The organism is Paenibacillus sp. FSL k6-2145, assembly GCF_037976585.1.
Lineage (GTDB): Bacteria > Bacillota > Bacilli > Paenibacillales > Paenibacillaceae > Paenibacillus.
Genome location: NZ_CP150267.1, coordinates 3,990,825 through 4,013,564 on the forward strand (window position 1 = coordinate 3,990,825; position 22,740 = coordinate 4,013,564).

26 protein-coding genes are annotated in these 22,740 nt (G+C 47.7%); 23 read left to right on the forward strand and 3 right to left on the reverse strand.

The features are described from left to right. Window positions 1-5: 5 nt before the first annotated feature. Complete coding sequence (locus tag NZ043_RS17800) at window positions 6-380, reverse strand: BlaI/MecI/CopY family transcriptional regulator (RefSeq protein ID WP_076209251.1); 375 nt, start codon at window positions 378-380, stop codon at window positions 6-8. Between the two features lie 167 nt (window positions 381-547). Here NZ043_RS17800 and NZ043_RS17805 point away from each other — a divergent pair, with 167 nt between their 5' ends. The 17 genes from NZ043_RS17805 (at window position 548) to NZ043_RS17885 (ending at window position 14,506) form a co-directional block, all read left to right on the forward strand. Continuing rightward, window positions 548-1,069, forward strand: coding sequence for a hypothetical protein (locus tag NZ043_RS17805; protein WP_091032932.1), 522 nt, complete (start codon window positions 548-550; stop codon window positions 1,067-1,069). 117 nt (window positions 1,070-1,186) lie between these two features. Then, the gene (locus NZ043_RS17810) at window positions 1,187-2,077 is read left to right on the forward strand and encodes a TIGR01777 family oxidoreductase (protein WP_249911303.1); all 891 of its coding nucleotides are present in this window, start codon (window positions 1,187-1,189) and stop codon (window positions 2,075-2,077) included. A 156-nt stretch (window positions 2,078-2,233) separates the two neighbouring features. Then, a complete protein-coding gene (locus NZ043_RS17815) occupies window positions 2,234-3,235 on the forward strand; it encodes a beta-ketoacyl-ACP synthase III (RefSeq protein ID WP_339309010.1) in 1,002 nt (333 codons plus the stop codon). After that, window positions 3,225-4,517, forward strand: a complete 1,293-nt coding sequence (locus NZ043_RS17820; protein WP_339309011.1) for an ATP-grasp domain-containing protein — start codon at window positions 3,225-3,227, stop codon at window positions 4,515-4,517. Before NZ043_RS17815 ends, NZ043_RS17820 begins: the two co-directional genes overlap by 11 nt. Continuing rightward, window positions 4,514-5,509: an NAD-dependent epimerase/dehydratase family protein gene (locus NZ043_RS17825; RefSeq protein WP_339309012.1), complete on the forward strand. Its 996-nt coding sequence runs from the start codon at window positions 4,514-4,516 to the stop codon at window positions 5,507-5,509. The genes NZ043_RS17820 and NZ043_RS17825 overlap by 4 nt, the downstream gene beginning before the upstream one ends. Next, window positions 5,503-6,363 (forward strand): MBL fold metallo-hydrolase, encoded by an 861-nt coding sequence (locus tag NZ043_RS17830; RefSeq protein ID WP_339309013.1) that lies wholly within the window; start codon window positions 5,503-5,505, stop codon window positions 6,361-6,363. The genes NZ043_RS17825 and NZ043_RS17830 overlap by 7 nt, the downstream gene beginning before the upstream one ends. Next, on the forward strand, window positions 6,360-7,688 hold the full coding sequence (locus NZ043_RS17835) for a F390 synthetase-related protein (RefSeq protein ID WP_339309014.1): 1,329 nt from the start codon (window positions 6,360-6,362) through the stop codon (window positions 7,686-7,688). Before NZ043_RS17830 ends, NZ043_RS17835 begins: the two co-directional genes overlap by 4 nt. A 116-nt stretch (window positions 7,689-7,804) precedes the next feature. Next, window positions 7,805-8,677, forward strand: a complete 873-nt coding sequence (locus NZ043_RS17840; protein ID WP_339312795.1) for an SDR family oxidoreductase — start codon at window positions 7,805-7,807, stop codon at window positions 8,675-8,677. A 214-nt stretch (window positions 8,678-8,891) separates the two neighbouring features. Then, window positions 8,892-9,473 carry a DJ-1/PfpI family protein gene (locus NZ043_RS17845; protein WP_339309015.1) on the forward strand — a complete coding sequence of 194 codons (582 nt, stop codon included), beginning with the start codon at window positions 8,892-8,894 and terminating at the stop codon, window positions 9,471-9,473. After that, on the forward strand, window positions 9,470-10,048 hold the full coding sequence (locus NZ043_RS17850; protein ID WP_339309016.1) for a GNAT family N-acetyltransferase: 579 nt from the start codon (window positions 9,470-9,472) through the stop codon (window positions 10,046-10,048). Before NZ043_RS17845 ends, NZ043_RS17850 begins: the two co-directional genes overlap by 4 nt. Beyond that, window positions 10,045-10,929: a serine/threonine-protein kinase gene (locus tag NZ043_RS17855; protein ID WP_339309017.1), complete on the forward strand. Its 885-nt coding sequence runs from the start codon at window positions 10,045-10,047 to the stop codon at window positions 10,927-10,929. Before NZ043_RS17850 ends, NZ043_RS17855 begins: the two co-directional genes overlap by 4 nt. A 92-nt stretch (window positions 10,930-11,021) precedes the next feature. Beyond that, a complete protein-coding gene (locus tag NZ043_RS17860) occupies window positions 11,022-11,390 on the forward strand; it encodes a hypothetical protein (protein ID WP_339309018.1) in 369 nt (122 codons plus the stop codon). Between the two features lie 59 nt (window positions 11,391-11,449). Further along, the gene (locus NZ043_RS17865) at window positions 11,450-12,109 is read left to right on the forward strand and encodes a GNAT family N-acetyltransferase (RefSeq protein WP_339309019.1); all 660 of its coding nucleotides are present in this window, start codon (window positions 11,450-11,452) and stop codon (window positions 12,107-12,109) included. Continuing rightward, complete coding sequence (locus NZ043_RS17870) at window positions 12,109-12,579, forward strand: GNAT family N-acetyltransferase (RefSeq protein WP_249911292.1); 471 nt, start codon at window positions 12,109-12,111, stop codon at window positions 12,577-12,579. Before NZ043_RS17865 ends, NZ043_RS17870 begins: the two co-directional genes overlap by 1 nt. A gap of 65 nt (window positions 12,580-12,644) precedes the next feature. Next, the gene (locus tag NZ043_RS17875) at window positions 12,645-13,031 is read left to right on the forward strand and encodes a hypothetical protein (protein ID WP_133384107.1); all 387 of its coding nucleotides are present in this window, start codon (window positions 12,645-12,647) and stop codon (window positions 13,029-13,031) included. Window positions 13,032-13,147: 116 nt separating this feature from the next. Then, on the forward strand, window positions 13,148-13,930 hold the full coding sequence (gene murI / locus NZ043_RS17880; protein WP_133384108.1) for a glutamate racemase: 783 nt from the start codon (window positions 13,148-13,150) through the stop codon (window positions 13,928-13,930). A gap of 24 nt (window positions 13,931-13,954) precedes the next feature. After that, on the forward strand, window positions 13,955-14,506 hold the full coding sequence (locus NZ043_RS17885) for a histidine phosphatase family protein (RefSeq protein WP_339309020.1): 552 nt from the start codon (window positions 13,955-13,957) through the stop codon (window positions 14,504-14,506). Between the two features lie 69 nt (window positions 14,507-14,575). Here NZ043_RS17885 and NZ043_RS17890 read toward each other — a convergent pair whose 3' ends face one another. Beyond that, complete coding sequence (locus NZ043_RS17890; protein WP_076252477.1) at window positions 14,576-14,938, reverse strand: DUF423 domain-containing protein; 363 nt, start codon at window positions 14,936-14,938, stop codon at window positions 14,576-14,578. A gap of 64 nt (window positions 14,939-15,002) precedes the next feature. Continuing rightward, a complete protein-coding gene (gene coaA, locus NZ043_RS17895) occupies window positions 15,003-15,932 on the reverse strand; it encodes a type I pantothenate kinase (protein ID WP_062833405.1) in 930 nt (309 codons plus the stop codon). Between the two features lie 194 nt (window positions 15,933-16,126). On the opposite strand from coaA, the gene NZ043_RS17900 reads away from it, so the two are divergent. From NZ043_RS17900 to NZ043_RS17925, 6 genes are all read left to right on the forward strand, one after another. Then, on the forward strand, window positions 16,127-16,915 hold the full coding sequence (locus NZ043_RS17900) for a DUF3891 family protein (protein WP_339309021.1): 789 nt from the start codon (window positions 16,127-16,129) through the stop codon (window positions 16,913-16,915). Window positions 16,916-17,152: 237 nt separating this feature from the next. Then, window positions 17,153-17,662, forward strand: coding sequence for an 8-oxo-dGTP diphosphatase (locus NZ043_RS17905; RefSeq protein WP_339309022.1), 510 nt, complete (start codon window positions 17,153-17,155; stop codon window positions 17,660-17,662). Window positions 17,663-17,689: 27 nt separating this feature from the next. Beyond that, window positions 17,690-18,055: a nuclear transport factor 2 family protein gene (locus NZ043_RS17910; RefSeq protein ID WP_091032887.1), complete on the forward strand. Its 366-nt coding sequence runs from the start codon at window positions 17,690-17,692 to the stop codon at window positions 18,053-18,055. Window positions 18,056-18,298: 243 nt separating this feature from the next. Continuing rightward, a complete protein-coding gene (locus tag NZ043_RS17915; RefSeq protein WP_133384112.1) occupies window positions 18,299-18,796 on the forward strand; it encodes a GNAT family N-acetyltransferase in 498 nt (165 codons plus the stop codon). Continuing rightward, entirely contained in the window at window positions 18,797-19,231 is a 435-nt protein-coding gene (locus NZ043_RS17920) for an NUDIX domain-containing protein (protein WP_133384113.1), read from the forward strand. Window positions 19,232-19,864: 633 nt separating this feature from the next. Next, the gene (locus NZ043_RS17925) at window positions 19,865-22,738 is read left to right on the forward strand and encodes a 2-oxoglutarate dehydrogenase E1 component (protein ID WP_339309023.1); all 2,874 of its coding nucleotides are present in this window, start codon (window positions 19,865-19,867) and stop codon (window positions 22,736-22,738) included. Window positions 22,739-22,740 lie beyond the last annotated feature (2 nt).

Below are 22,740 nucleotides of genomic sequence, written 5' to 3' on the forward strand. Positions count from 1 at the left end.
TGCACCTACTTTTCCGAAAGCCATTTTTTCAGTTCTGAAATGTCATCGTCTGAAAGCTTGTCGCCATCATACATGGCCGAAACCAAATTCTTGACTGAACCTTGATAGAGTCCATCAAGAACATGCTGCGTTTCCTGTAGTTTGTAATCTTCGGGCTGTAGAAGAGGTACATAATCATTGGTTCGTCCACGTCTCGTGACGGTAAGTGCGCCTTTATCCACCAACCGTGACAAAAAAGTAGACATAGTCTGCGCTTTCCACGCTTTTCCCTTCTCAGCGAATATGTCTAATAGTTCTGTTGAAGTGACGGGTGGATCGCATGACCATATAACGACCATTAACTCCATTTCTGTTTCGGATAATTTTTGAATCTGATTCACCGTGAACACTCCTTAACATCGTTATGCGTCCATAACGATCGTATTACTACACTACGTAGTACGTATAAACTACTACAACTTGTAGTGGATAGTCAAGTTATCCTGATAGATGATTGCCAAACCATGTTATAATATAGGTCATTAATAGAAGAACGATGTAGGAGTGAATGATCATTACAGCATATCAATTACCTGCTCTCTATGAGCAGAAGCGAGTTTCAATGCACGAGATGGAAGAGATTGTACGCCTGTTGTCCCAGACACCGCTATTATACGATGATGGACAGAGCATTCAGGTTCAGGATTACATGGGAGGCTTGGAGGTCGAACTTGAGCATGAGGTACGCCGTGCAGTGACCGAGTTGTATGAACTGGCTGTTCAGGCTTGCCGCGCCTTCGTCGATCCATTGGCGTACGAGCAACTTCAGGATGCGCTTGGGTTACAGGCTGAATTATGGCAGGAGGAAGTGCTTACTCTTGCAAAATGGATGGATTGGCTGAAGCAGATCAGTGAAGGGAAGAGAACACTGCCCGAGTACAACTTTACAGCCATGCTTGGCAATCTGCCAGACGGATTCATGATCCATGATTTTTATGATGAACTCCGATATCAGCTGGAACAAAACCCTGCACACGCATGGGCTATCGACGAGCGGGATCGCTTGTACGCCTCCCTGGGTGCGAAATAAATCAAACTAACGGGTCACCGGCGGTGTTTAAGCTAATATCTGCATTTTGCATGCATAGAAACATTCCAATCTATATCTTACGAATTCTTTACCCAGTATGGGAAATGAGGGGATACCGTGAAGAAGGTTGTATTGGCTGGTGGAACGGGATTTGTCGGACAGGATTTTGCCCAAAGATTCAAGAAGCAGGGTTATGAGGTGTTGATCATCTCGCGTCAGCCCGGTCATATTGCCTGGGAGGATCGTGCAGGAATCGTAGAGGCACTGGAAGAAGCAGAGATGTTAATTAACCTGGCAGGTAAATCGGTGAACTGCCGTTATACGGAGGAGAATCGCAAAGTCATTCTGGAATCCAGAACCCGTACAACGCGCATTCTGGGCGAAGCCGTCCTGGCTTGTAATCATCCTCCCGAACTATGGATTAATTCGAGTACAGCAACCATATACAGACATGCTGAAGATCGTCCCATGACGGAAAAAGAGGGCGAGATTGGCTCCGGATTCTCGGTCGACGTTGCCAAGGCATGGGAACAGGCTTTCTTTGAATTCAGTCTGCCGTCTACGCGTCAGATTGCACTGCGGATTGCGATTGTGCTGGGCGAGGGTGGTGTGATGGTGCCCATGACGAACCTCGTCCGTTTTGGACTGGGAGGATCGCAAGGCGCAGGAACACAGCAGTTCAGCTGGATTCATATCGAGGATCTCTTCCGCATGGTAATTTATATGCAAGAGCATCCACACTTGAATGGTGTGTTCAATGCGTCCTCTCCGCATCCGGTGACGAATCGGGAGCTAATGGCGCGTCTGAGAGAAAAGATGGGTGTTCGGATCGGACTACCTTCTCCTCGCTGGATGCTTGAACTGGGCGCACGTTTCATTCAGACCGAGACGGAACTTGTTCTCAAGAGTCGTTGGGTGATTCCCGAACGAATGGAGAGGGAAGGATTCACTTTCACATACGGTACACTAGATACCGCTCTTGCCGAGATTCTGAATAAGAAGAAATGACAACACAGTATAAATTATAAAACACAACAGGGAGGGCAGAGGCATCTGCCCTTTTATTGTATATTTCAAAGCTTCTATTTTGATGGCGTTTCGCCATTCAAGGTGAGGTGTAAATTTCATTTAAATCAGTCAGATGAACAGAAAGAGGTTGGGGAAATGCAACTTAGAAGAGTAAGGATCGCAGGAACAGGGAAGTACCTGCCTGAGCAGGAAGTCACCGATGAGGAACTGGATCGCCGCTTGGACGTGCCTGCGGGCTGGGTCAGCAAAGCCACAGGCGTAGGTGTACGCCATTATGCTTCGGGTGAAGAAACCTCCTCTTTCATGGGCGCGAGAGCTGCCGAAGCTGCACTGGCGGATGCAGGATTACAATTCAGTGATATCGACTGTCTGGTGTGTACCAGTGGCACGAAGGAACAACCGTTGCCAAGTACGGCGGTATTTATCCAGCAGGCCATGGGGCAGCAAGATTCGGGCGTACCTGCCTTTGACATGGATGCAACCTGCCTAAGTTTCCTCAACGGACTGGATGTGATCTCCTATATGGTAGATGCCGGACGTTACCAGCGAGTACTGCTCGTAGCCACCGAGATTGCCTCCGCCGGATTGAATTGGTCTGATAAAGAAAGTGCGGCCCTGTTCGGAGATGGAGCGGCCGCCGTTATTATTGAGCGTTCGCCTGAAGGGTCATTCTCACAGATTGTACATGCTTCCCTTCAAACCTACAGCCGAGGTGCTCGCTTCTCGGAGATTGCAGGTGGAGGTACACGGCTGCATGCTTCGAATTATAAGGCAGATCAGCCGGAACCCTATCTATTTCATATGGATGGACAGGCCATCTTCCGCATGGCTTCCAGACTTTTGCCCGGATTCATTGATGGTATGTTGCAGGCGACCGGGAATAGGATGGAGGATTTCCAATTGGTTATTCCTCATCAGGGAAGTGCCATGGCGATGAGACTGATTCGCAAGAAGCTTGGCATTCCTGAAGATCGGTTTATGGACATCACACGAAATCACGGCAATACAATTGCGGCATCGATCCCAATGGGTCTGCATGAAGCGATTAGACAACAGCGTATTCAGCGTGGAGATCGGGTGTTGATGATTGGCACGGCTGCCGGATTATCATTGGGAGGACTCATTTTTGACTACTAGATCTGGGGAAACCAGACATCGTACAGCTGCTTCTCTCCGTGTGCTGCTTACAGGCGGAAGGGCTCCCGTAACGCTTGATCTGGCACGCATGCTTCATCGGGCAGGCCATCGGGTTTATGTTGCGGAGAGTGCTGCACGGCATCTGACCAGATTATCCAGTGCAGTGGAACAGTGCGCTGTGGTCCCGTCGCCACGTCATGACACACGTGCGTATCTGGCGGAGCTGGAACGGTTGGTTCAGGATTGGCAGATCGACCTGTTGATTCCGATGTGTGAAGAAGTATTCTATGTTGCTCAAGGGGCAGACAGACTGCGTGCATTTTGCCGTGTTCTGGTTACGACTCTGGAGCAGCTGCATGTGCTGCACCATAAATATGATTTTATCCAGCTTGCAGGGTCACTCGGTCTTTCGGTTCCGGATACACGTCTGATCCACAGTCGGCAGGAATGGATGGAAGCCCAGTCTGTTCTAGAAAAAGTAGGAGATTGGGTGTGGAAACCGGTGTATTCCCGCTTCGCAGCCAAAGTTCGCATGCCAACACTCATGAACGATGAGGCTAGGGCAGGGACGGATCAGGAAGGAAACGTAAGTGAAAAGAAGCGTCGACATATCCGTAACGACCCACCGGAAGAAGGGGAATTATCATCTATTTCACCTTGGGTTGCACAAGCCTACATTCCTGGTCAGATGTTATGTACATACAGCATAGCGCATGAAGGGAAACTGGTTGTGCATGCCACTTACGACAGCCGCTATCGTACAGGTAGTGTGGGAGCCAGTGTTTTTTTTGAACAGGTGGAACATGAAGGTGCTCTTGCGTGGGTGAGACAATTTGCCCAGGCAACGGGTTTTAGTGGACAGATTGGGTTTGATTTTATAGAAGGTCAGGACAGGCGAGTGTACGCGATTGAGTGTAATCCGAGGGCAACGAGTGGGATTCATCTGTTTCACCCCGGAGATGACTTGGTGCGTGCATTGACTGAACCGGAGACGTTGGTCAAAGAAAGAAAAATGATCACGCCCGCACGGGACAGCAAAGCCATGCTCATGCTTCCCATGTTGGGAAGTGGAGTACAGCAGATCTTTGGCAAAGGGAAACTCCGTGCATGGATAGCTGCGTGGCGTGGAGCCAGGGATGTGGTCTATGGAGGGCAGGATATCCAGCCTGTATTTGAACAATTTGCAGTGGTGCTAGCCGCATGGCGTCTGTCAAGATCGCAGAATTGCTCGCTGACTGAAGCTTTGACTCATGACATAGAATGGAACGGTGAACAACAATGAATAGAGTATTGGTTACAGGGGCTACGGGATGTCTGGGCAGGCACCTCGCGATACGGCTTGCACAAGAGGGATGGGAAGTAACTGGCATGGGCCGACAGCCCAAAGTTGGGGCGGAACTTGAGTTGGCAGGAATCCGATTCCTGAATGGAGATATACGGGATGAGGCTTCAGTAAACGAAGCATGTACGGGGCAGGATATGGTCTTTCACTGTGCGGCACTATCATCGCCATGGGGCAGATATCGTGACTTTTACAGCAGCAATGTAGAAGGGACACAAAACCTCATTGATGGCTGCCTACATAATGAGGTGCAGCGATTCATACATGTCTCGACTCCAAGTATATATTTTAACTACATACCGCGATATAACGTACATGAGAATGACCCGTTGCCATCCAAACCAGCCAATCATTATGCTGCCACGAAGCTTCTCGCTGAGCAGGTTGTAATGGAGGGGCATGCGAAGGGACTTCCGTCGATCATGATTCGACCGCGAGCGATCTTTGGTCCGTATGATCAGACGTTATTTCCCAGAATTGTCGCAGCAAACGCAAAATCGGGCGTGCCCATGATCGGTGGTGGACAGGCTTTAATCGATCTGACCTGTGTGGATAATGTGGTGGATGCCCTATTATTGTGTCGCGATGCCTCTGACGAAGCGCTCGGAAGAGCTTACAATATCTCCAATGGTGATCCAAGGGCGTTCAGTGAGTTGGTGAGCAGCCTGTTTGGTATGCTGGATATGCCCTTGCGTCGTCGAAACATTCCTTATCGGATGGCATATGGTGTGGCAGCGTTGCTGGAGCAAGTTCATGGCTATATTCCTGCGTTGGGTGAACCTGCGTTGACACGGTATACAGTCGGATCCTTATCCATCCCACAGACGTTGGATATTACGGATGCACGGGAGCAATTGGGATACATTCCTCGGGTGTCCATTGAAGAGGGATTGCAAAAATTTGCAGACTGGTGGAGGGCTGAATCATGCTGACAACAACTCCGGTGAAACTATATTTGGGTGCGGCGGGTTACTGTACACATCCAGAGTTTCTGACGTTGCGCGGTGGTCGGTTGAGCCCGGTGCCTTTCCCGGCAGGATTTGCCTGCATCATTCATCCCGTACATGGACCGATCCTGCTGGATACGGGATATAGTTCCCGCTTTTTTGAGGAAACGGCTCATCTGCCTAACGCACTGTATCGTCATATTACACCTGTGGTCTATCGTGAAGAGAATAGTGCCGTTCATTTTTTGGCTCAAATTGGACTGAAAGCTTCGGATATTCGGTATATTATCCTCTCGCATTTTCACGGCGATCATATCGCAGGTGTACGAGATTTCCCGAAGGCACAATTCGTCTATCTGCCAAGAGCCTATGATGCTGTGCGCTCACTCGGTCCAATTGCGGCTGTAAAGGCAGGTTTTCTTGCCGGGTTGTTGCCCGAGGATTTTATGGCCAGATCATGGCCTGTTATGTGTCAGCCTGAGCGATGGACGAGAGCGGGGAAAGAGTTCCCTTTTGATGAGGTCTACGACATCTTTGGTGATGGCAGTCTGCTGGGGGTGGATGTATCCGGTCATGCAGAAGGCATGATGGGACTACTTTTTCGTACGGAAGAACATGACTATTTCCTGTGCGCGGACGCGGTGTGGTCGAGTCGGGCTTTTCGTGAACAGCGCAGACCGAACATTCTTGCTGGAATCATTATGTCGGATCGACAGCAGTATGGACGGAACTTTGACCGACTGGTTCAGCTGCATCAGCAGTTTCCCCACATTCGGATTGTGCCGAGTCATTGTCGAGATGCACTGGACGCTTGGGGTGAAGGAGGGCCAGCACGATGAGTAATACCTTTCGTATTGTGGTTCATTATGCACTCGCACGTGGGCTGCGAACATGGAAAACGCGAGAACAACTGGAGCGCTGGCAAGAGCGCCGGATTATTCGGCATGTCCATCAGATCCGTGCCCGATCCCCCTTTTACCGGAAGTGGTGGGACGGCGTGAACGCATCCGACTGGAGAAGATTTCCGTTGATTGACAAATCGATCATGATGGAACATTTCGATACACTGAACACGGTGGGCATTACCAAGGACGAAGCGCTGGCTCTAGCAGGCGAAAGTGAAGAAACACGTGATTTCAAACCTTCCATTCAAGGCGTGACCGTTGGGCTGTCCTCGGGTACGTCAGGGAACCGGGGGATATTTCTGGTGAGTGATCGGGAGCAGGATGCGTGGACGGGCACGGTGCTGGCTAAGTTGCTGCCTGGTGGACTGTGGAAACCTGCCAAGATTGCGTTTTTCCTGCGGGCCAACAGTAATCTGTATGAATCGGTGCAACGTGGCAAATTGCAGTTTCAGTACTTTGATCTGCTGGAGCGTGTGGAGACCTTGGTGAATCGGCTGGAAACCTACCAACCTACCGTATGGGTAGCTCCTCCATCTATGCTGCGTCTGTTGGCGGACGCCTATGTGGCGGGCCATCTGACCGCTGTACCGGATAAAATCATCTCGGTTGCCGAGGTGCTGGCCCCCCTGGATCGCAAGGTGCTGGAGCAGGTCTTCGGACAGACCGTTCATCAAGTCTATCAGTGTACGGAAGGATTTCTGGGTGCGACCTGTCGCTACGGCACACTGCATTTGAATGAAGACATCGTGTATATTGAAAAAGAGTTCATTGATCCCGCTACCCGACGGTTCGTGCCCATTATTACGGACTTCTCCAGAACATCACAGCCGATCATCCGGTATCGGTTGAATGATATTCTGACCGAGGCGGCGCTGCCATGTGCCTGTGGTTCCCCGTTTACCGCCATTGAGCGGATTGAAGGCCGCTGTGATGACACGCTTTATTTTACACAACTACATACGGGTGAGGCTGTACCGATCTTTCCGGATTTCGTTACCCGTTCGGTCATTGCGGCTTCGCCGGATATTGAACATTATCGTGTGGTGCAGCAAGGAGACGGAACAATGGAAGTATCCCTTCGGCTTGGCGGGAGCGCAGTGCTGGAGCAGGTCGAGACGGGTGTACGGAGTGAGCTGATGAAGCTGGGAGAGCGTCTGGAATGCACCTTACCTGAGATCAGATTTGTTCCGTATACGTTCGAACCGGGAATCACGAAGCTGCGCAGGGTGGAGAGAAAAGATAACGGAGTGGCGGATTAAGCAGCAGGGGCCGTGCGGTATAGGTAGAAACGGAAGTAAGTAATTTACCGAGGAAAGAAGGACACACCGTGACAGCAGAGGAACACTTAACAAAGGACGGGCAGGGACGAATTAACATGGGTCTTGGTGCAGTGAAGAAGACAAAGGAGAGAGCGAACGCTCCGGTGGCCTTAATTACGGGTACCTCCAGTGGTTTTGGTATGCTTACGGCAATCACCCTTGCCAAGCAGGGATATCTTGTTGTTGCTACAATGCGTGATCTGAGTCGAAGAGAAGAATTGGTGAGGTTGGCTGAACAGGCAGGGATATCCGAACGTTTGCAATATGTGCAACTGGACGTAACCGATGCTGAATCCGTGCAGAAAGCTGTGGGGTCCGTACTTCTTAATAGTGGCCGAATCGACATACTGGTGAACAATGCAGGATTTGCGGTTGGCGGGTTCATTGAGGAAGTGTCAATGGAGGATTGGCGGCGCCAGATGGATACGAATCTGTTTGGATTAATCGCCGTGACACGTGCGGTCCTGCCTGTGATGCGTGAACAGAAGCAGGGGCTGATTATTAACTTGTCCAGTGTAAGTGGGTTGTCCGGTTTTCCAGGGTATGCGCCCTATGCTGCCTCCAAATTCGCTGTGGAGGGATTCACGGAAAGTCTGCGGCATGAGATGTCTTCGTTTGGCGTTCGGGTGGTATTGGTTGAACCAGGTGCTTATCGCACGCCGATCTGGAATAAAGGTTTGGGTGAGATTCACCGGAGCGAGAACTCCCCATATAAGCATAAGCTGGATGCGGTTCTTCGTTATTCCAAACATGCGAGCGAGACGGCACCTGATCCACAGGAAGTGGCAGATCTGATTGGCCGAATTGCGCAGATGCGTGCACCAAGACTTCGATATGCGCTCGGAAAAGGTTCGCGTGTGCTCATCATAGGTAAAGCACTGCTACCGTGGAAGTGGCTGGAGCGGATTATCGCCCGTGGTTTAAAATAGAGATTAGGCAGGAGCCAAAATTGTACAGTTTGCGAATGGGAGGGGTTAGCCATATTCGAATTCATCGTCATTATTTTACTTCTTGCGATTGTGGGTCTGCTCTTTCATATCAATAGCAAGCTGCCAGCGCGTGACCGGGTGAAGGAAGCAATGGAACGTGATCGGAATCAGAAACATAATCAGGATGCTCCAAATTAAAAAGCGGAGGTTACCAATGAAAATTGCATTCGTTTTGTTTGATGGACTGACTTTCCTTGATTTTGCAGGGTTTTATGATGTGATCAATCGGTTGAATTTCTTTGAACCTACCAAAGGAACGACGTGGGAAACCTGTGCAATGACAGATCAGGTCACGGATGAGTCTGGTCTAACGTTGAAAGTGGATCGAGTGAAGCCTGACCTGTCGGAATATGATCTCGTGTTTATCCCTGGAGGTATGGGAACGCGTAAGCTTCGATATGACGAGGCCTTCGTAGGTTGGCTGAAACAGGCTGAGTCTGTGCCTTTGAAGGTTTCCGTGTGCACAGGCTCTCTGCTGCTGGGTGCGGCTGGTTTTTTATCCGGCAAAAAAGCAACAACACATCCCTATGCATATGATTTGCTTCAGTCGTATGTCGATGAGGTGATTCAGAAGCGGATTGTAAAAGATGGAAATGTAATTACGGCTGGTGGAGTAGCCACGTCCATTGATCTGGGGATTTATGTTGTTGGGTTGCTTGCAGGACAGGAAGCGGCAGCGAATGTAAAACTTCAGATCGATTATCCTTATGAAATGCAGGGAGTGGTCGAAGAATGAACGAAGATCGAAAGCAAGAGACATATATCATTCGCAATATTCAGCGGGATGAAGCAGACATCTACTGGACTTTGCGACTGGAAGCACTGAAAACACACCCTGAAGCCTTCGGGGCTTCGTTCGAGTTGTCCGTTCAGATCCCCATGAATGAAGTGCAGGAACGTATACATAATGAACCGGATGATTATATTCTGGGCGCATATACAGAAGAAGGAACTTTGGCGGGAATGATGGGTTTCAAAAGGGAACACGGCCTGAAACTCAGGCACAAAGGCATGATCTGGGGCGTCTATGTTGCTCCGCCATATCGGGGAAGTGGGCTGGCTTCGCGCTTGCTCTGCGAGGTGCTGGATCGGGGAAGACATCTGGAAGGTATCAAGCAGATTAATCTGAGTGTAGTGACAACAAATGAATCAGCCCGACGTTTATATGAGCGATATGGATTTGAAGTTTATGGAATCGAGCGTAACGCATTGGAAGTCTGCGGTCAGGGATATGATGAGGCGCATATGAATTACTTTTATACAGAGCCCTCAAGATTGGATGATGATATCACCACAGGAGGAGTCCGATGACAGATCATGTTGAACTTGAGATCGATGGTGTTTCCTTTGTCTTAAAAGAGTCTCATTCTTTCGATTGGTTACAGCCCTTGGGTACGGTCTTTCGCGTATTCGATCAGCAAGATTCAGGGAATCTCTCCTTCGGTATTGTGCAAAAGGATGGAAAGAGATTGTTTGTTAAGTATGCGGGAGCACATACAATTCATGCGAATCATACGGGAAGTCCCCCGGAAGCCATTCGTAATCTGAAATCATCTGTTTCCGTTTACGAAGATTTGGCGCATGACACGTTGATTCGACTAACGGATCATTTTGCAACGGATGAGGGTTATGCCTGTGTATTCGATTGGGTGGATGGGGAGTGTCTGCACTCCCACTGGTATTTTCCGCCTCCTGCCAAGTATGAAGATCCGCGTTCGCCCTATTATCGGTTCAGACAGCTTCCAGTGGAGACACGCATTCGGGCGATGGAACAGATTCTGGATTTTCATATCGAGGTGGAACGAAGAGGTTATGTGGCTGTTGATCTGTATGATGGCAGTCTGATCTATGATTTTGACAGAAACTTTATGAAAATTTGTGATATCGATTTGTATCGGAAGGGCTCTTTTACCAATACCATGGGGCGTATGTGGGGATCTTCCCGTTTTATGTCTCCCGAAGAGTTTGAGCTAGGCGCGCCCATAGATGTGGTTACCAATGTATTCAACATGGGGGCAATGGGGTTTGGTTTGCTTGGCGGGGAGAAAGATCGTTCCTATGAGAGATGGGATGCCGGAGAAGCATTGTATCAGGTTGTGATACGTGCAGTCAGTGCTGATCGGTCCCAGCGGTACGTAACGATTGTGGAACTTGGTGAGGCTTGGAAACAAGCTGCCATGCAAGGTAAATGAGTGGATCGGTGTAATTTTCGCAAATATGCAAAATCCATTCGTATGTGTGTGTGAAATCCCGTATAATGGAAATTATTAAGGGGGTGCAGACGATGTGCAGATATGCCATGTCAGGACCATATAAAGACATCTATGCATGTTTTAATTGTCGCAAATCATTTAAACAAGTTTCCAGACATGACCTAAGCCCTGAGGTGGTGGCACAACTTGAATATAAATGCCCCCAATGTGCCACGTCCATGGTTAGCATGGGACAGGATTTCCAGGCACCCAAGCAAAATGATACCAAACAATGGACCAAAGTGATGATGTTGTATCGTCATGGTTATACCTATCATAATTGCGGGTGCGGGGCTGGATATCGCCCGTCTGATTTACGTGAATTATCCGAATTTCTGGAGCAGCAGGAAGCTGGTAAAGGCAGTGTAGGCAAACGATTATTGCAAAGGTTAACTTCATAATTATGGTTCCAAAATCCAACCTGTCGTCTATGGAAATGTTGAAAATACAGGTGAGCACGTTGTATACAATCAATGAGCAGCAGCGTCTATTAAGCATTAACGAGCCGGGTGGTGGGCAGGCTCCAGCCATTTTTATTGGCATGACTTCTGCCGGTTCACTGATCTATTATCATGAGCAGTTACCGCCGGATCTAATGAATGAGTTGGGTAAGGATTTCGAGCTTCCGTTGGATATTCCAAAACTGATTCGCAAGGTGGAAACCTTTGAGCCAGTTAACCGTGTGTGGATGGGACCTGCCTATGCTTTTCCTGAGTTATCTCACGAGTGGAATCAGAAGGTTCAGTTGATTGGTGAGGAGCAGCGTTATTTGCTGGCAGAGCATTTCCCTGAATTAACAGATCACTTGCATGAAAAATGGCCTGTTGCCGCTTATGTTATTGGTCAATCTGCTGTGGCAGTGTGCTGCTCCGCAAGGCTCTCCGATTATGGGGCGGAAGCGAGTCTATATACGGCACCCGGTTATAGAGGACATGGATATGCAGCAGAGACGGTAAAATGCTGGCAGTATTATGTCAAGGAGCGTGGACGCATGCCAATCTATAGTACATCTTGGGATAATCTCGCTTCACAGCAAGTTGCCCATAAACTGGGATTAATTCAGTTCGGTGTGGATTTCAGTATCACAACTGTGGAGTTGAGGAAAGGCTGTGATGTCTGATGATCCGCACTTTCGTACAAAAGGATCTGCAGTATGTCATTGAAGCGCATATCCGAATCTATCGAAACGAGTATAATTATGATCATAGCTTTGCTGAATTTATCACGAATGCGGTGAATTCGTTTGGACTGACGGGTAATCACTTGAGGGAGATGTTGTGGATCGTTGAGTTGAATCAGTCAGCTTCCGGCTCCATAGGTCTTACTCAGGTGAATGAAAATACGGCTCAACTGCGCTGGTTTCTGATCGAACCGGAAGCACGTGGTGCAGGATGGGGCAGGAAGCTTATCGAACAGGCAGTTCTTTTTGCAAAAGAAAAAGGCTACACATCCGTGATCCTGTGGACCAATGAGTCTTTGATCGGCGCGCGTAGATTATATCAATCTGTGGGCTTTGAAGTGAAGGAAGTCCGCAAGCAGAAGTTGTCTGGTCAGGAGCTTACCGAAGAACAATGGGAACTTGTTCTGTAGTTGGCCGAGGGCTTGAGCATGAAAGCTGCATATTGCGTTAACTCGTTGTTGAAAGGAGTGTTACAGTGAATCGCAGAAGACTGATTCTGGGTTTGTTATCCGTATGCACAGCATTGATGGTAGTAGCATGTTCGACTCGGACAGAAGACCAAGCATTATCAGCAACCATTGAAAGCAAGTTGCAGCAGATGGTTAGCGACCCTGTCCTCCTGACCAGCAGTAATCCCAATGATTATATTGCTGGTAACCGGGAGGCTTACGAGGACATCCTGAGTACGGGTGAGGCGGGACTGTTTCTCCTGTTACAGCAGCTCGAATCCAGTCCGGATAACGGTCTCAAGGAATGGATCATGGCTCAGGCCAGTACTGAACTGCTTGGAGAGCATAACCCCGTAGAGGGGTGGCATAGTGGCAAGGACTGGCTCAGGCAGTATAAAATGAACATAGAATAATGGTTCATCATCCATAGTGTGTGATGAGCCGGAAGTACAAACCTCACCTCCAGTCAGCATGAGCAGCATTGAGAGGTTCTTGGAACCCGAAAGAATACATTATAGAGGTGAAATCCTTGACTAAAAAAATTGCTTTTTTTGATTCAGGCATCGGTGGTTTGACCGTTTTGCATCAGGCATTACAACAGTTTCCGGAAGAAAAATTTCTGTATTATGCGGATACTTTACATGTCCCGTATGGAACCAAGTCTGCGGATGAGGTTAGAGGACATATTTTTGATTGTGTGGAAGCCATCGTTCAGGAGGATGTCCAGGCAATCGTGATTGCTTGTAATACAGCAACAAGTCTGGCTGTGAAGGATCTGCGCGCCAAGTACGATATCCCGATCATTGGCATGGAGCCTGCGGTGAAACCAGCCGTGGAGATGAATCGTGATAGTGGTAAGAGAGTGCTTGTATTTGCCACGGCCCTCACCTTGAGCCAAACCAAGTATAACGAACTGGTATCGCGTGTTGATGATCACCACAGTGTGGATTCCATTGCGCTGCCGGAACTAGTGGAGTGGTGTGAACAGCTGGATTTTGATCCGGGCAAAATCGCTGATTATTTCCGGTTCAAGCTGGCAGATCTCGATCTTCATATGTATGGCACAGTGGTGCTTGGTTGCACGCATTATCCTTACTATACGTCCATTCTGCGCACGGTTCTGCCCGATCATATACAGATTATTGATGGCAGTACAGGTACGGTGAACCATCTGAAGCAGCGGCTTGGACTGGTGGCTCAACATGGAGACAGAACAGGGGAACAGGTCACTTTCCTCAGTTCATCAGGCCGACCGGAAGAGCAGGAGAAGATGTACAGTGCACTTCAATATCTTGAGATGAACTCCAAGTAGGTTACACCATAGGAGGTGATAGCTATGCAGTCCATTTATCTTATCCGTCACGCCAAGGCCACAGGGCAAGAACCCCATGCAGAGCTTACAGATGAAGGGATCAGGCAGGCCGAAAAACTTGCAGATATCCTGGCTCATCATTCCATAACGTATATTGTCTCCAGTCCATGGAAAAGGGCCGTTCAGACGGCTATGCCACTGGGCATAGCAATGCTGCAACATATACATACGGATGAACGTCTCCAGGAGAGGATACTTAGCTCTCTTGATCTGCCAAACTGGATGGATGTACTGAAACGTACATACGATGATGTGGATTGGGTGGAAGAGGGCGGGGAATCTTCGAGAAACGCGGCTGCAAGGGGGTTGGCACTTCTGGAAGAGTTGTGGAGCAGACCGGAACAGCACGGGGCCGTGGTTACACATGGGAACTTGTTATCACTGCTTATTCGTGAGTATGAACCATCCTTTGGCTATGAAGAGTGGTCGAAACTTTCTAACCCGGATGTGTATGTGCTGGAGCGACAACGGCCAGATGCAGGGCTATCCACCATTCGCAGAATCTGGACAGATTAAACAGCAAAAGAGTGCTCCAGCGATATTACATCAGCCAGAACACTCTTTTCGTTTATCCACGGGGCATATTTACAATGCGGCAATCATGATCATAACCCATCCAGCCAAAAATGCGACTCCGCCAAGTGGGGTAATGGCTCCCAATTTGCGAACCCCCGTTACACTTAAAACGTACAGGCTCCCAGAGAACAGGATGATTCCGGCGAACATCAGCCACCCGGCAAGCATGACAAGTGAAGAGGATTCAAGACGGTCTGCCAGCAGTCCGATCAGGATGATGCCAAGTCCATGGATGAGGTGATATTGAACACCGGTTTCATAGATTTTGATCATGTCAGCGGATAGTTTGCGCTTGAGCGCGTGTGCGCCAAAAGCACCCAAAGCAACAGCCAGGAACATCATAATACTGCCGAGTATAATCAGGGTTTGCAATGTGTTTTTCTCTCCTTTTAAGGGTAATTAGATATAACATAAGAGTGTACTGCACGAGTGTTGTCTACAGTTTGCGCAATTGAATCTGTCCAATGGAGTGATCGGCTTCCTTTTTCAGAATCAGTCTGGCACGCCCTTTGGTTGGCAAAATGTTTTCATGCAGGTTTTTGGCATTGATATCCTGCCAGATCTGGTTGGCCGTACGCACGGTTTCCTCTTCATCGATATTGGCGAATCGTTGATGGAAAAAGGAATCCGTGTTCTGGAACGCTGTATTGCGGAGCAGCTTGAAACGCTCAACGTACCAGTGTCGTATATGCTCTTCTTCTGCATCTATGTAGATGGAAAAATCGAAGAAATCACTAACCAGCAAAGGTGTTTCCTTTTTGATCTGAAGTACATTGATGCCTTCAATGATGAGAATATCCGGTTGACAGATCTGCTTCTCTTCCCCTTGAATGACATCGTAGGCGAGGTGAGAGTATACGGGTGCTTTCACTTCGGGTTTGCCTGATTTTACATCGCCCATGAACTGAATCAGGGATTTGATATCATAGCTTTCCGGGAATCCCTTACGGTTCATGATGCCCTTCTCTTGCAGCACCGCATTGGGATATAAGAAACCGTCGGTTGTGACAAGGTCAACCTTCGGGCTGTTCTTGCCTCTGGCGAGCAGTGCCTGTAGCAAGCGGGCCGCTGTACTTTTGCCCACGGCAACACTTCCCCCGATTCCAATGATGTAGGGGGTGGGGAGAGCTTCTTTTTTCATAAAGGAGGCCGTCAGTCGATTCAGCTCTCGTGAAACTCTTGCATATAGGTCAATAAAGTGGGTAAGAGGCAAATATATATCTTCGACTTCTTGAATCGATACCTCTTCATTCAATCCCTTTAACTGTTCTAATTCGGCTTCCGTCAGTGGAAGAGTGGTCTGATGTTCTTTAAGTTCAGCCCATTCCTTGCGGTTAAACTCGATGTAAGGAGAGTATAAATTCATGAGATCCCGCTTTCTGTATGTAATATAATTGTGGACACAACCTTTAGTGTATCAAATTTCAGGAAACTGACAACACCTTTACATTGTGCATTTCATAATGCCTTTCGTCAAAATGGAGCGAAAACCAACTTATAGGAAAGTTTAACCCAATTTATGTTAAAGTCAACGTATACCATGCGGAAGGGTGACAGCACATGATCGTATATGAGAGAGAGCATGATTTTGTTTTGACCGCACAGCATGAGCATGGATTAGTAGCCGGTGAGATGGCTTCCCACTGGAAAAATGAATTATTAGCCGATGCTGGGCATCGGGATGAATTGATTCTAGCGGCCAAGGAACATGACCGTGGCTGGATTGAACTGGATTCATCTCCATTCTGGAATGATTACAGTCAATCGCCGTATTCGTTTCGTGATTTTCCATTGCGTCCGCGTTTTGTATTCTACCATAAAGGGATTGAAGAAGTTCGCCAGAAAAACCTCTACGCCGGATTATTGTGTAGCTTGATGTATACGGAACTGTTTCAGAAAAATCTGGGGGCCAATACTCAGGATGATGATGACATCCGAGATTATCTGCAACAAGAACACGAACGTCAGCTGGATTGGGAGAAACAGCTTGGTGGTGATGCTGAAGCACTGAAACAGAGGTTGCAAAGTGATGTGGAGATCATGCTTTTCTGTGATCAGCTCAGTCTGTTTCTCTGTATGGAGGAACCTGGAACACCTGCTGCGCGTTATGATTTTTTTGCAGAAGGGCTCAGTTGTACGTTTGATGCCTGTTCCAGACAACCAATTCAGGCAGAGTGGTTATCCAATGAAAAAGTAGGCCTGTCTTTTTTCCCGTTTGATGAGGACTTTACGGTCGTTTTGCCTTATAAATCGGTGCCAAAGGCAAGTATCCGCAAATTTGGTATGCAACAGGCTTATCGCCGGGCTGAATGGAAGGAACGCCGGGTGTTGATTACGGAATTGAACTGAGAACTGGAAACTCCAAGCTTGAGTACAGAGCAGCATAGAATATCACAAAACAGGCGGGCTTCTATGTACAGGTGTACAGGGCGTCCGCCTTTCGTATGTATATATATCATCATAGACTATACTGTGAGACCGGTGAAAATTGCAATGAAACAGAGTGGGAATAAAGAAGGAAAACACAGGTTATTCCCAGAAATGTTAGTGTACAGCAGAGAAGAGCATGTTAGCAGGAGGACGAATATGGATACTAGAATTGAGATATTAACGATGTGTATGGTATGGGACAAAATGAATGATCAGGTGTTGCTAATGAATCGGCCGGATCGCAAAGGATTTCCGGGATACATCGCTCCTGGGGGGAAGGTAGACTTTCCGGAGAGTATCGTGGATGGTGCCGTGCGGGAGGTTCTGGAGGAGACGGGGCTAGCGGTCAATGAGATTACGTATAAAGGGCTTGATGAGTTCTGTGATCCCGAACAAGGATTGCGGTACATGGTATTTAACTATTTGGCGACTTCATTCGAGGGTCAGTTATTGCAAGATCCGCCCGAAGGCGAACTGTTATGGGTGCCTATGAAGCGGGTTTTTGAGCTACCTATGCAGGATTGGTTTGCTGAACGTTTCCCGCGTTTTTTCCAAAAAGGCACTTTTGAGCGGAGCGTGATCTGGGAGAAGTCATCCGGACGTACGTTGCAAGAGACATTTATGGTGTATAGCGATTCGGTACTTGAACAGAGTGGGACCCGATAAGTTAAAACGTCAGAAGGAGGAAAAATCATGGGATACCAGCATGCCCTGCAAGGATACATTGCGGCGACAAATACACATCAGTTTGATGAAGTCAGTAAATGGTTATCGCCACAAGCCGTATATTGGTTTACGGGAACGTCCTGTACTACCCCTAACGAAATTCGGGCTTATTTTGAGAACGCTTGGGAGACAGTCAAGGAAGAAGTGTACAGTGCTGAAGATGTTAAGTGGATTACGACTAGCAAAGAGCAGGCCGTTTGTATTTATACCTACCACTGGAAGGGAATTTATCAGGGAGAGCCTGCTTATGGAAAGGGTCGGGCCACGAATGTATTTGTTGCTGGGTTTGATGGGGAATGGAAATTAATCCATGAGCATTTAAGCTTGGGTTAGGATATAAAATAATGCCTCATAATGTATCATCCATATCTATATATTTATATCCAAATATTATGATATAATGAAGTTTACTATTTTTATAGGAGATGACTAGTCTGTGGGTAATAGTGTGTGATTAATAGATTGAGTAAACTAGTTTGGCGAAATGAAGAATGATATATTTGTGGATTTGCCATACATAGGCTTCTGCAAACAGGACGTAAATGAATATTGTACGATGAAAAGGTGGAGATTGGCATGAAATTGTCGTTCCGGATTTTGGACTGGGAAGAAGAGAGACCCTACGAACTTTTATTGTTGGCTGATCCTTCAAAAGCAATTGTAGATGAGTACCTGAGTCGGGGTGTTTGTTTTATTGCCGAGTATGAAGGAGAGATGGTTGGGGAGTTCGTATTGTTGAAGACTCGTCCGGAGACTGCGGAGATTGTTAATATTGCCGTACAGGAAGAACTGCAGGGTCAAGGTGTAGGCAAACACATGATTAAGGAAGCGATGGAAGCTGCACGTAGACTGGGATGTCGAATTCTAGAGATTGGGACAGGCAACTCCAGCTTTCATCAATTGAAGTTATACCAACGTTGCGGTTTCCGCATTATCGGAGTTGATCGTGACTTCTTTGTGAGGCATTATGAGGAAGAGATTATAGAGGATGGTATCCGCTGTGTGGATATGATCCGTATGGCCATAGATCTGGATGCTGTTACAGAGGATGAAAACGAAAGGAAGAGCCCTTAAGTGAATCGGCATACACATATTGGGGTATATGGCTTGGTCGCTTGGGAGGACCAATTCCTGTTGATTCATAAGGCTCGCGGAGCATATCAGGGGCAATGGGATTTACCAGGCGGAAGGCTGGAATTTGGCGAGCAGCCAGAGACTGCTCTTCATCGTGAGATTGAAGAAGAGACGGGCCTGACCCATCTACAAGTGATGATTCGTTCTGCGGAGTCTACGGTACTGGAATGGGTGTATCAAGGTGAGCCGGAAGAGCTGCACCATATCGGGATGTTGTATGATGTTGTTTTGACCACAGCAAGTCAGCCGGATCATATCAAAAAAGAACCCGATGGTGAAGATTCGCTGGGCGCGGACTGGTTTACACTGGAGCAGGTTAGAGATCTTTCCTTAACGCCGTTTGCAGAGTATATGATTAACCAAAGTACATCTTGATGCGCATCCTCAACTTTATTGTTAACTTAAATTTGCTGAATCCAAAGAAGCTGCTCGGATAATTTATGTCTGGGCCAGCTTTTTCAGTTGGTCTCCTGAAGAAAACCCCAATTATTTGTTGAATGTGACGTCAAATGGTTAATGTTTAACTTGACGGTTTGTTTTTGAACATAATGGACCACAATTCAATTAAGGAGGTAAAATGGGAGATCGTATGCCTATTTTGTTGTAATTAAGCGTTCGTTGTTCTGCTCAAATTGATCGATTTATTCGATTCATCTAATTTATGCATCAATTGAACTAAAAATAGGAAATGCTCCTGAGCGTAAAAGTTTATAGAATAGATATTAGAACATGGACTTCACTTGAAGAAGAGGAGAAAGTGTAACCTTCGAACGGATCAGGACAGTATTCGACATCTGTGCGACGGTATATACAATCATTGTTTTACTTTGATTTTGAAAACGCAGACAAACCTTGACGGGAGCGTCGGACTAACGTTACTACCACCAACAGCACGATTATTGGACTTCATGAAAAATTTCGCTTAAAATGTTGAACGAACGCAAATTACGGCTTAGTCAATGATTTCCGTCAAAAACTTATGACTAAATCAAGACGGAGGGAACGTCGATGACGATCGTGGAAGGCAACAAGAAGCCCTGGGAAAGTTACTATGGCCCCAATATGGGATACGTACAGGAACAATATGAATTATTCACTCAAGACCCTGGTTCGGTTACACCAGCTTATCGTGAACTATTTGAACAATGGGGTGCACCGCCAATGTCTGGCACGGATGCACGCACAAACTTGAATTCCGGCAACGCCCAATCGGCTTCCGGAAGCGTAGACATTCAACTATTACAGAAAGCGGTTACAGCGGGTAAACTGGTATGGAACATCCGTACCTATGGTCATCTTGCTGCAGATATAGATCCGCTTGGAATCAGTGAAGATACAGACACATCTTTGCTGGAACCTCAGCATTTTGAATTAAACGAAGAAGATCTGAAAGCTTTGCCTGCTTCCCTGATCTGGGAAGGTGCAGATGGGCAGACAGCAACCGGATGGGATGCAATCCAACGTTTGCGTCAGATATACACTGGACCCATGGCCTACGAATTCAGTCATGTGCACGAAGTTCAAGAGCGTGAGTGGCTGAATCGTCGTGCGGAATCCCGGACATCACCAGCTCCGCTTACGCCGAAAGAACGTAAGGCTTTGCTAGAACGTTTGGTTGAAGTTGAGCAATTTGAAGATTATCTTCACAAAACATTTGTTGGGCAGAAACGTTTCTCCATCGAAGGTAACGATGTGCTTGTGCCGATGCTGGATGAAGCTGTTCGCATCATGGCAGAAGCCGGATCAAGCCACATTCTGATGGGTATGGCCCACCGTGGACGGTTAAATGTACTGGCTCATGTTTTGGGCAAACCGTACAGCAAAATTTTCTCTGAATTTCATCATGCTCCGAACAAAGATTTGGTTCCATCGGAAGGTTCGACTGGAATCAACTACGGTTGGACGGGGGATGTCAAATATCATATGGGTGCCAACCGTTTTGTGAAAGACGGGGAAACTGTACAGGCACGCCTTACTCTGGCGAATAACCCGAGCCATTTGGAATACGTCAATCCGGTTGTACAAGGGTTTGCTCGTGCGGCTCAGGATGACCGTCGTGACCCTGGATACCCGAAGCAGGACGTGACGAAGGCAGCTACCATTTTGATGCACGGTGATGCAGCATTCCCTGGAGAAGGGATCGTTGCAGAGACACTTAACTTCAAAGCTCTGCCAGGATATCAGAATGGCGGAACCATCCATATTATCGTCAACAATCGTCTGGGCTTCACTACAGATAGCGGTGATTCCCGTTCAACGTACTACGCAAGTGACCTTGCTAAAGGGTACGAAATTCCGATTGTACACGTGAATGCGGACAATCCGGAGGCTTGTATTGCAGCCATTCGTATGGCAGCAGAGTATCGCAATCGTTTCAAAAAGGATTTCCTGATCGACTTGATTGGTTACCGTCGTTACGGCCATAATGAAACCGATGATCCCGAAACAACTCAACCTATCGTGTATGACAAGGTGAAAAACCATCCAACGGTAAGTCACTTGTATCAGGATCAGTTGAAACAGGAATCGGTTATCGATGATGCGTCCATTACGAGCATTCGCGATGGAGTAACGAACAAATTAAAAGAAGCTTATGACCAGATGAAGAAAAACGAAGTACATGAATATTACCAACGGAAAATCAGTGAGCCGGAGGCTGTTACGATTACTCCGACTGCGGTACCACTGGAGAATCTGCGCAGCATTAATGCCGATCTGCTGAAATGGCCTGAGAACTTCAACGTGTATCCGAAGTTACAGCGGATTTTGCAACGCCGGAGCACTTCCCTGAACGAAGGGGAAAAAGTGGATTGGAGCCTTGCGGAGACACTCGCATTTGCAACCATTCTGGCAGATGGCAAGCCAATTCGGATTAGTGGACAGGATGCAGAGCGTGCAACATTCGCTCATCGGAATCTGGTGTTGCATGATTCGGAGAATGGAGCAAAGTTCTGCCCATTACATCACTTGCCACAGGCAAGAGCATCCTTTGCAATCTATAACAGTCCGTTGTCTGAAGAATCCGTTGTTGGATTCGAATACGGATATAACGTATATTCACCCGATACATTGGTCATCTGGGAAGCTCAATTCGGTGACTTTGCCAACTGTGCACAAGTTATCTTTGACCAGTTTGTATCAGCGGGGCGTGCCAAATGGTCTCAAAAATCCAGTCTGGTCATGTTGCTTCCACATGCGAATGAGGGTCAGGGACCTGAGCATACAAGTGCTCGCCTTGAACGCTTCCTGCAGCTTTGTGCAGAAGACAACATGACGGTTGCCAACTTGTCGAGTGCATCTCAGTACTTCCACTTGTTGCGTCGACAAGCTTCGTTGACTGAAACCGAAGATGCTCGTCCACTTGTGATGATGTCACCGAAAAGTCTCATTCGGAATCCGCGTGTTGCTTCACCGGCAGTCGAATTCAGCGAAGGCAAGTTTGAGCTTGTGCTGGAGCAAGCTGGACTGGGTACACAGCCGGATCGCGTAGAGCGCATTATTTTGTGCAGTGGCAAGATTGCCATTGACCTGGAAGATGCTTTTGAAAAAGATAAAGCAGATTGGTCATGGCTTCACATCATTCGAGTGGAACAGCTATATCCGTTCCCGGCAGAAGAGATCAAACGTATACTCGCACGTTTCAGCAATGTAAAAGAACTGGTATGGGTACAGGAAGAAAACAAAAACATGGGTGCCTGGACATACATGGAGCCTCGTCTTCGTGAAGTTGCCCCGGAAGGCACAACCGTTAGATACGAAGGTCGCCCGGAACACGCAAGTCCTTCCAGCGGTTATCAGCTTGTGCATAGTATGGAACAGCAACAGATTATTACATCTGCGTTGAAACAAACGACGAAGAATAATATTCCACTGGGGAGGTAACA

What these genes read in the sequence shown, in the direction of transcription:
- NZ043_RS17805 (WP_091032932.1), top strand. Translation starts at nt 548, where the DNA reads ATGATCATTACAGCATATCAATTACCTGCTCTCTATGAGCAGAAGCGA.
- NZ043_RS17815 (WP_339309010.1), top strand. Translation starts at nt 2,234, where the DNA reads ATGCAACTTAGAAGAGTAAGGATCGCAGGAACAGGGAAGTACCTGCCT.
- NZ043_RS17825 (WP_339309012.1), top strand. Translation starts at nt 4,514, where the DNA reads ATGAATAGAGTATTGGTTACAGGGGCTACGGGATGTCTGGGCAGGCAC.
- NZ043_RS17830 (WP_339309013.1), top strand. Translation starts at nt 5,503, where the DNA reads ATGCTGACAACAACTCCGGTGAAACTATATTTGGGTGCGGCGGGTTAC.
- NZ043_RS17835 (WP_339309014.1), top strand. Translation starts at nt 6,360, where the DNA reads ATGAGTAATACCTTTCGTATTGTGGTTCATTATGCACTCGCACGTGGG.
- NZ043_RS17840 (WP_339312795.1), top strand. Translation starts at nt 7,805, where the DNA reads ATGGGTCTTGGTGCAGTGAAGAAGACAAAGGAGAGAGCGAACGCTCCG.
- NZ043_RS17845 (WP_339309015.1), top strand. Translation starts at nt 8,892, where the DNA reads ATGAAAATTGCATTCGTTTTGTTTGATGGACTGACTTTCCTTGATTTT.
- NZ043_RS17850 (WP_339309016.1), top strand. Translation starts at nt 9,470, where the DNA reads ATGAACGAAGATCGAAAGCAAGAGACATATATCATTCGCAATATTCAG.
- NZ043_RS17855 (WP_339309017.1), top strand. Translation starts at nt 10,045, where the DNA reads ATGACAGATCATGTTGAACTTGAGATCGATGGTGTTTCCTTTGTCTTA.
- NZ043_RS17860 (WP_339309018.1), top strand. Translation starts at nt 11,022, where the DNA reads ATGTGCAGATATGCCATGTCAGGACCATATAAAGACATCTATGCATGT.
- NZ043_RS17870 (WP_249911292.1), top strand. Translation starts at nt 12,109, where the DNA reads ATGATCCGCACTTTCGTACAAAAGGATCTGCAGTATGTCATTGAAGCG.
- NZ043_RS17885 (WP_339309020.1), top strand. Translation starts at nt 13,955, where the DNA reads ATGCAGTCCATTTATCTTATCCGTCACGCCAAGGCCACAGGGCAAGAA.
- coaA (WP_062833405.1), bottom strand. Translation starts at nt 15,932, where the DNA reads ATGAATTTATACTCTCCTTACATCGAGTTTAACCGCAAGGAATGGGCT.
- NZ043_RS17900 (WP_339309021.1), top strand. Translation starts at nt 16,127, where the DNA reads ATGATCGTATATGAGAGAGAGCATGATTTTGTTTTGACCGCACAGCAT.
- NZ043_RS17905 (WP_339309022.1), top strand. Translation starts at nt 17,153, where the DNA reads ATGGATACTAGAATTGAGATATTAACGATGTGTATGGTATGGGACAAA.
- NZ043_RS17910 (WP_091032887.1), top strand. Translation starts at nt 17,690, where the DNA reads ATGGGATACCAGCATGCCCTGCAAGGATACATTGCGGCGACAAATACA.
- NZ043_RS17915 (WP_133384112.1), top strand. Translation starts at nt 18,299, where the DNA reads ATGAAATTGTCGTTCCGGATTTTGGACTGGGAAGAAGAGAGACCCTAC.
- NZ043_RS17925 (WP_339309023.1), top strand. Translation starts at nt 19,865, where the DNA reads ATGACGATCGTGGAAGGCAACAAGAAGCCCTGGGAAAGTTACTATGGC.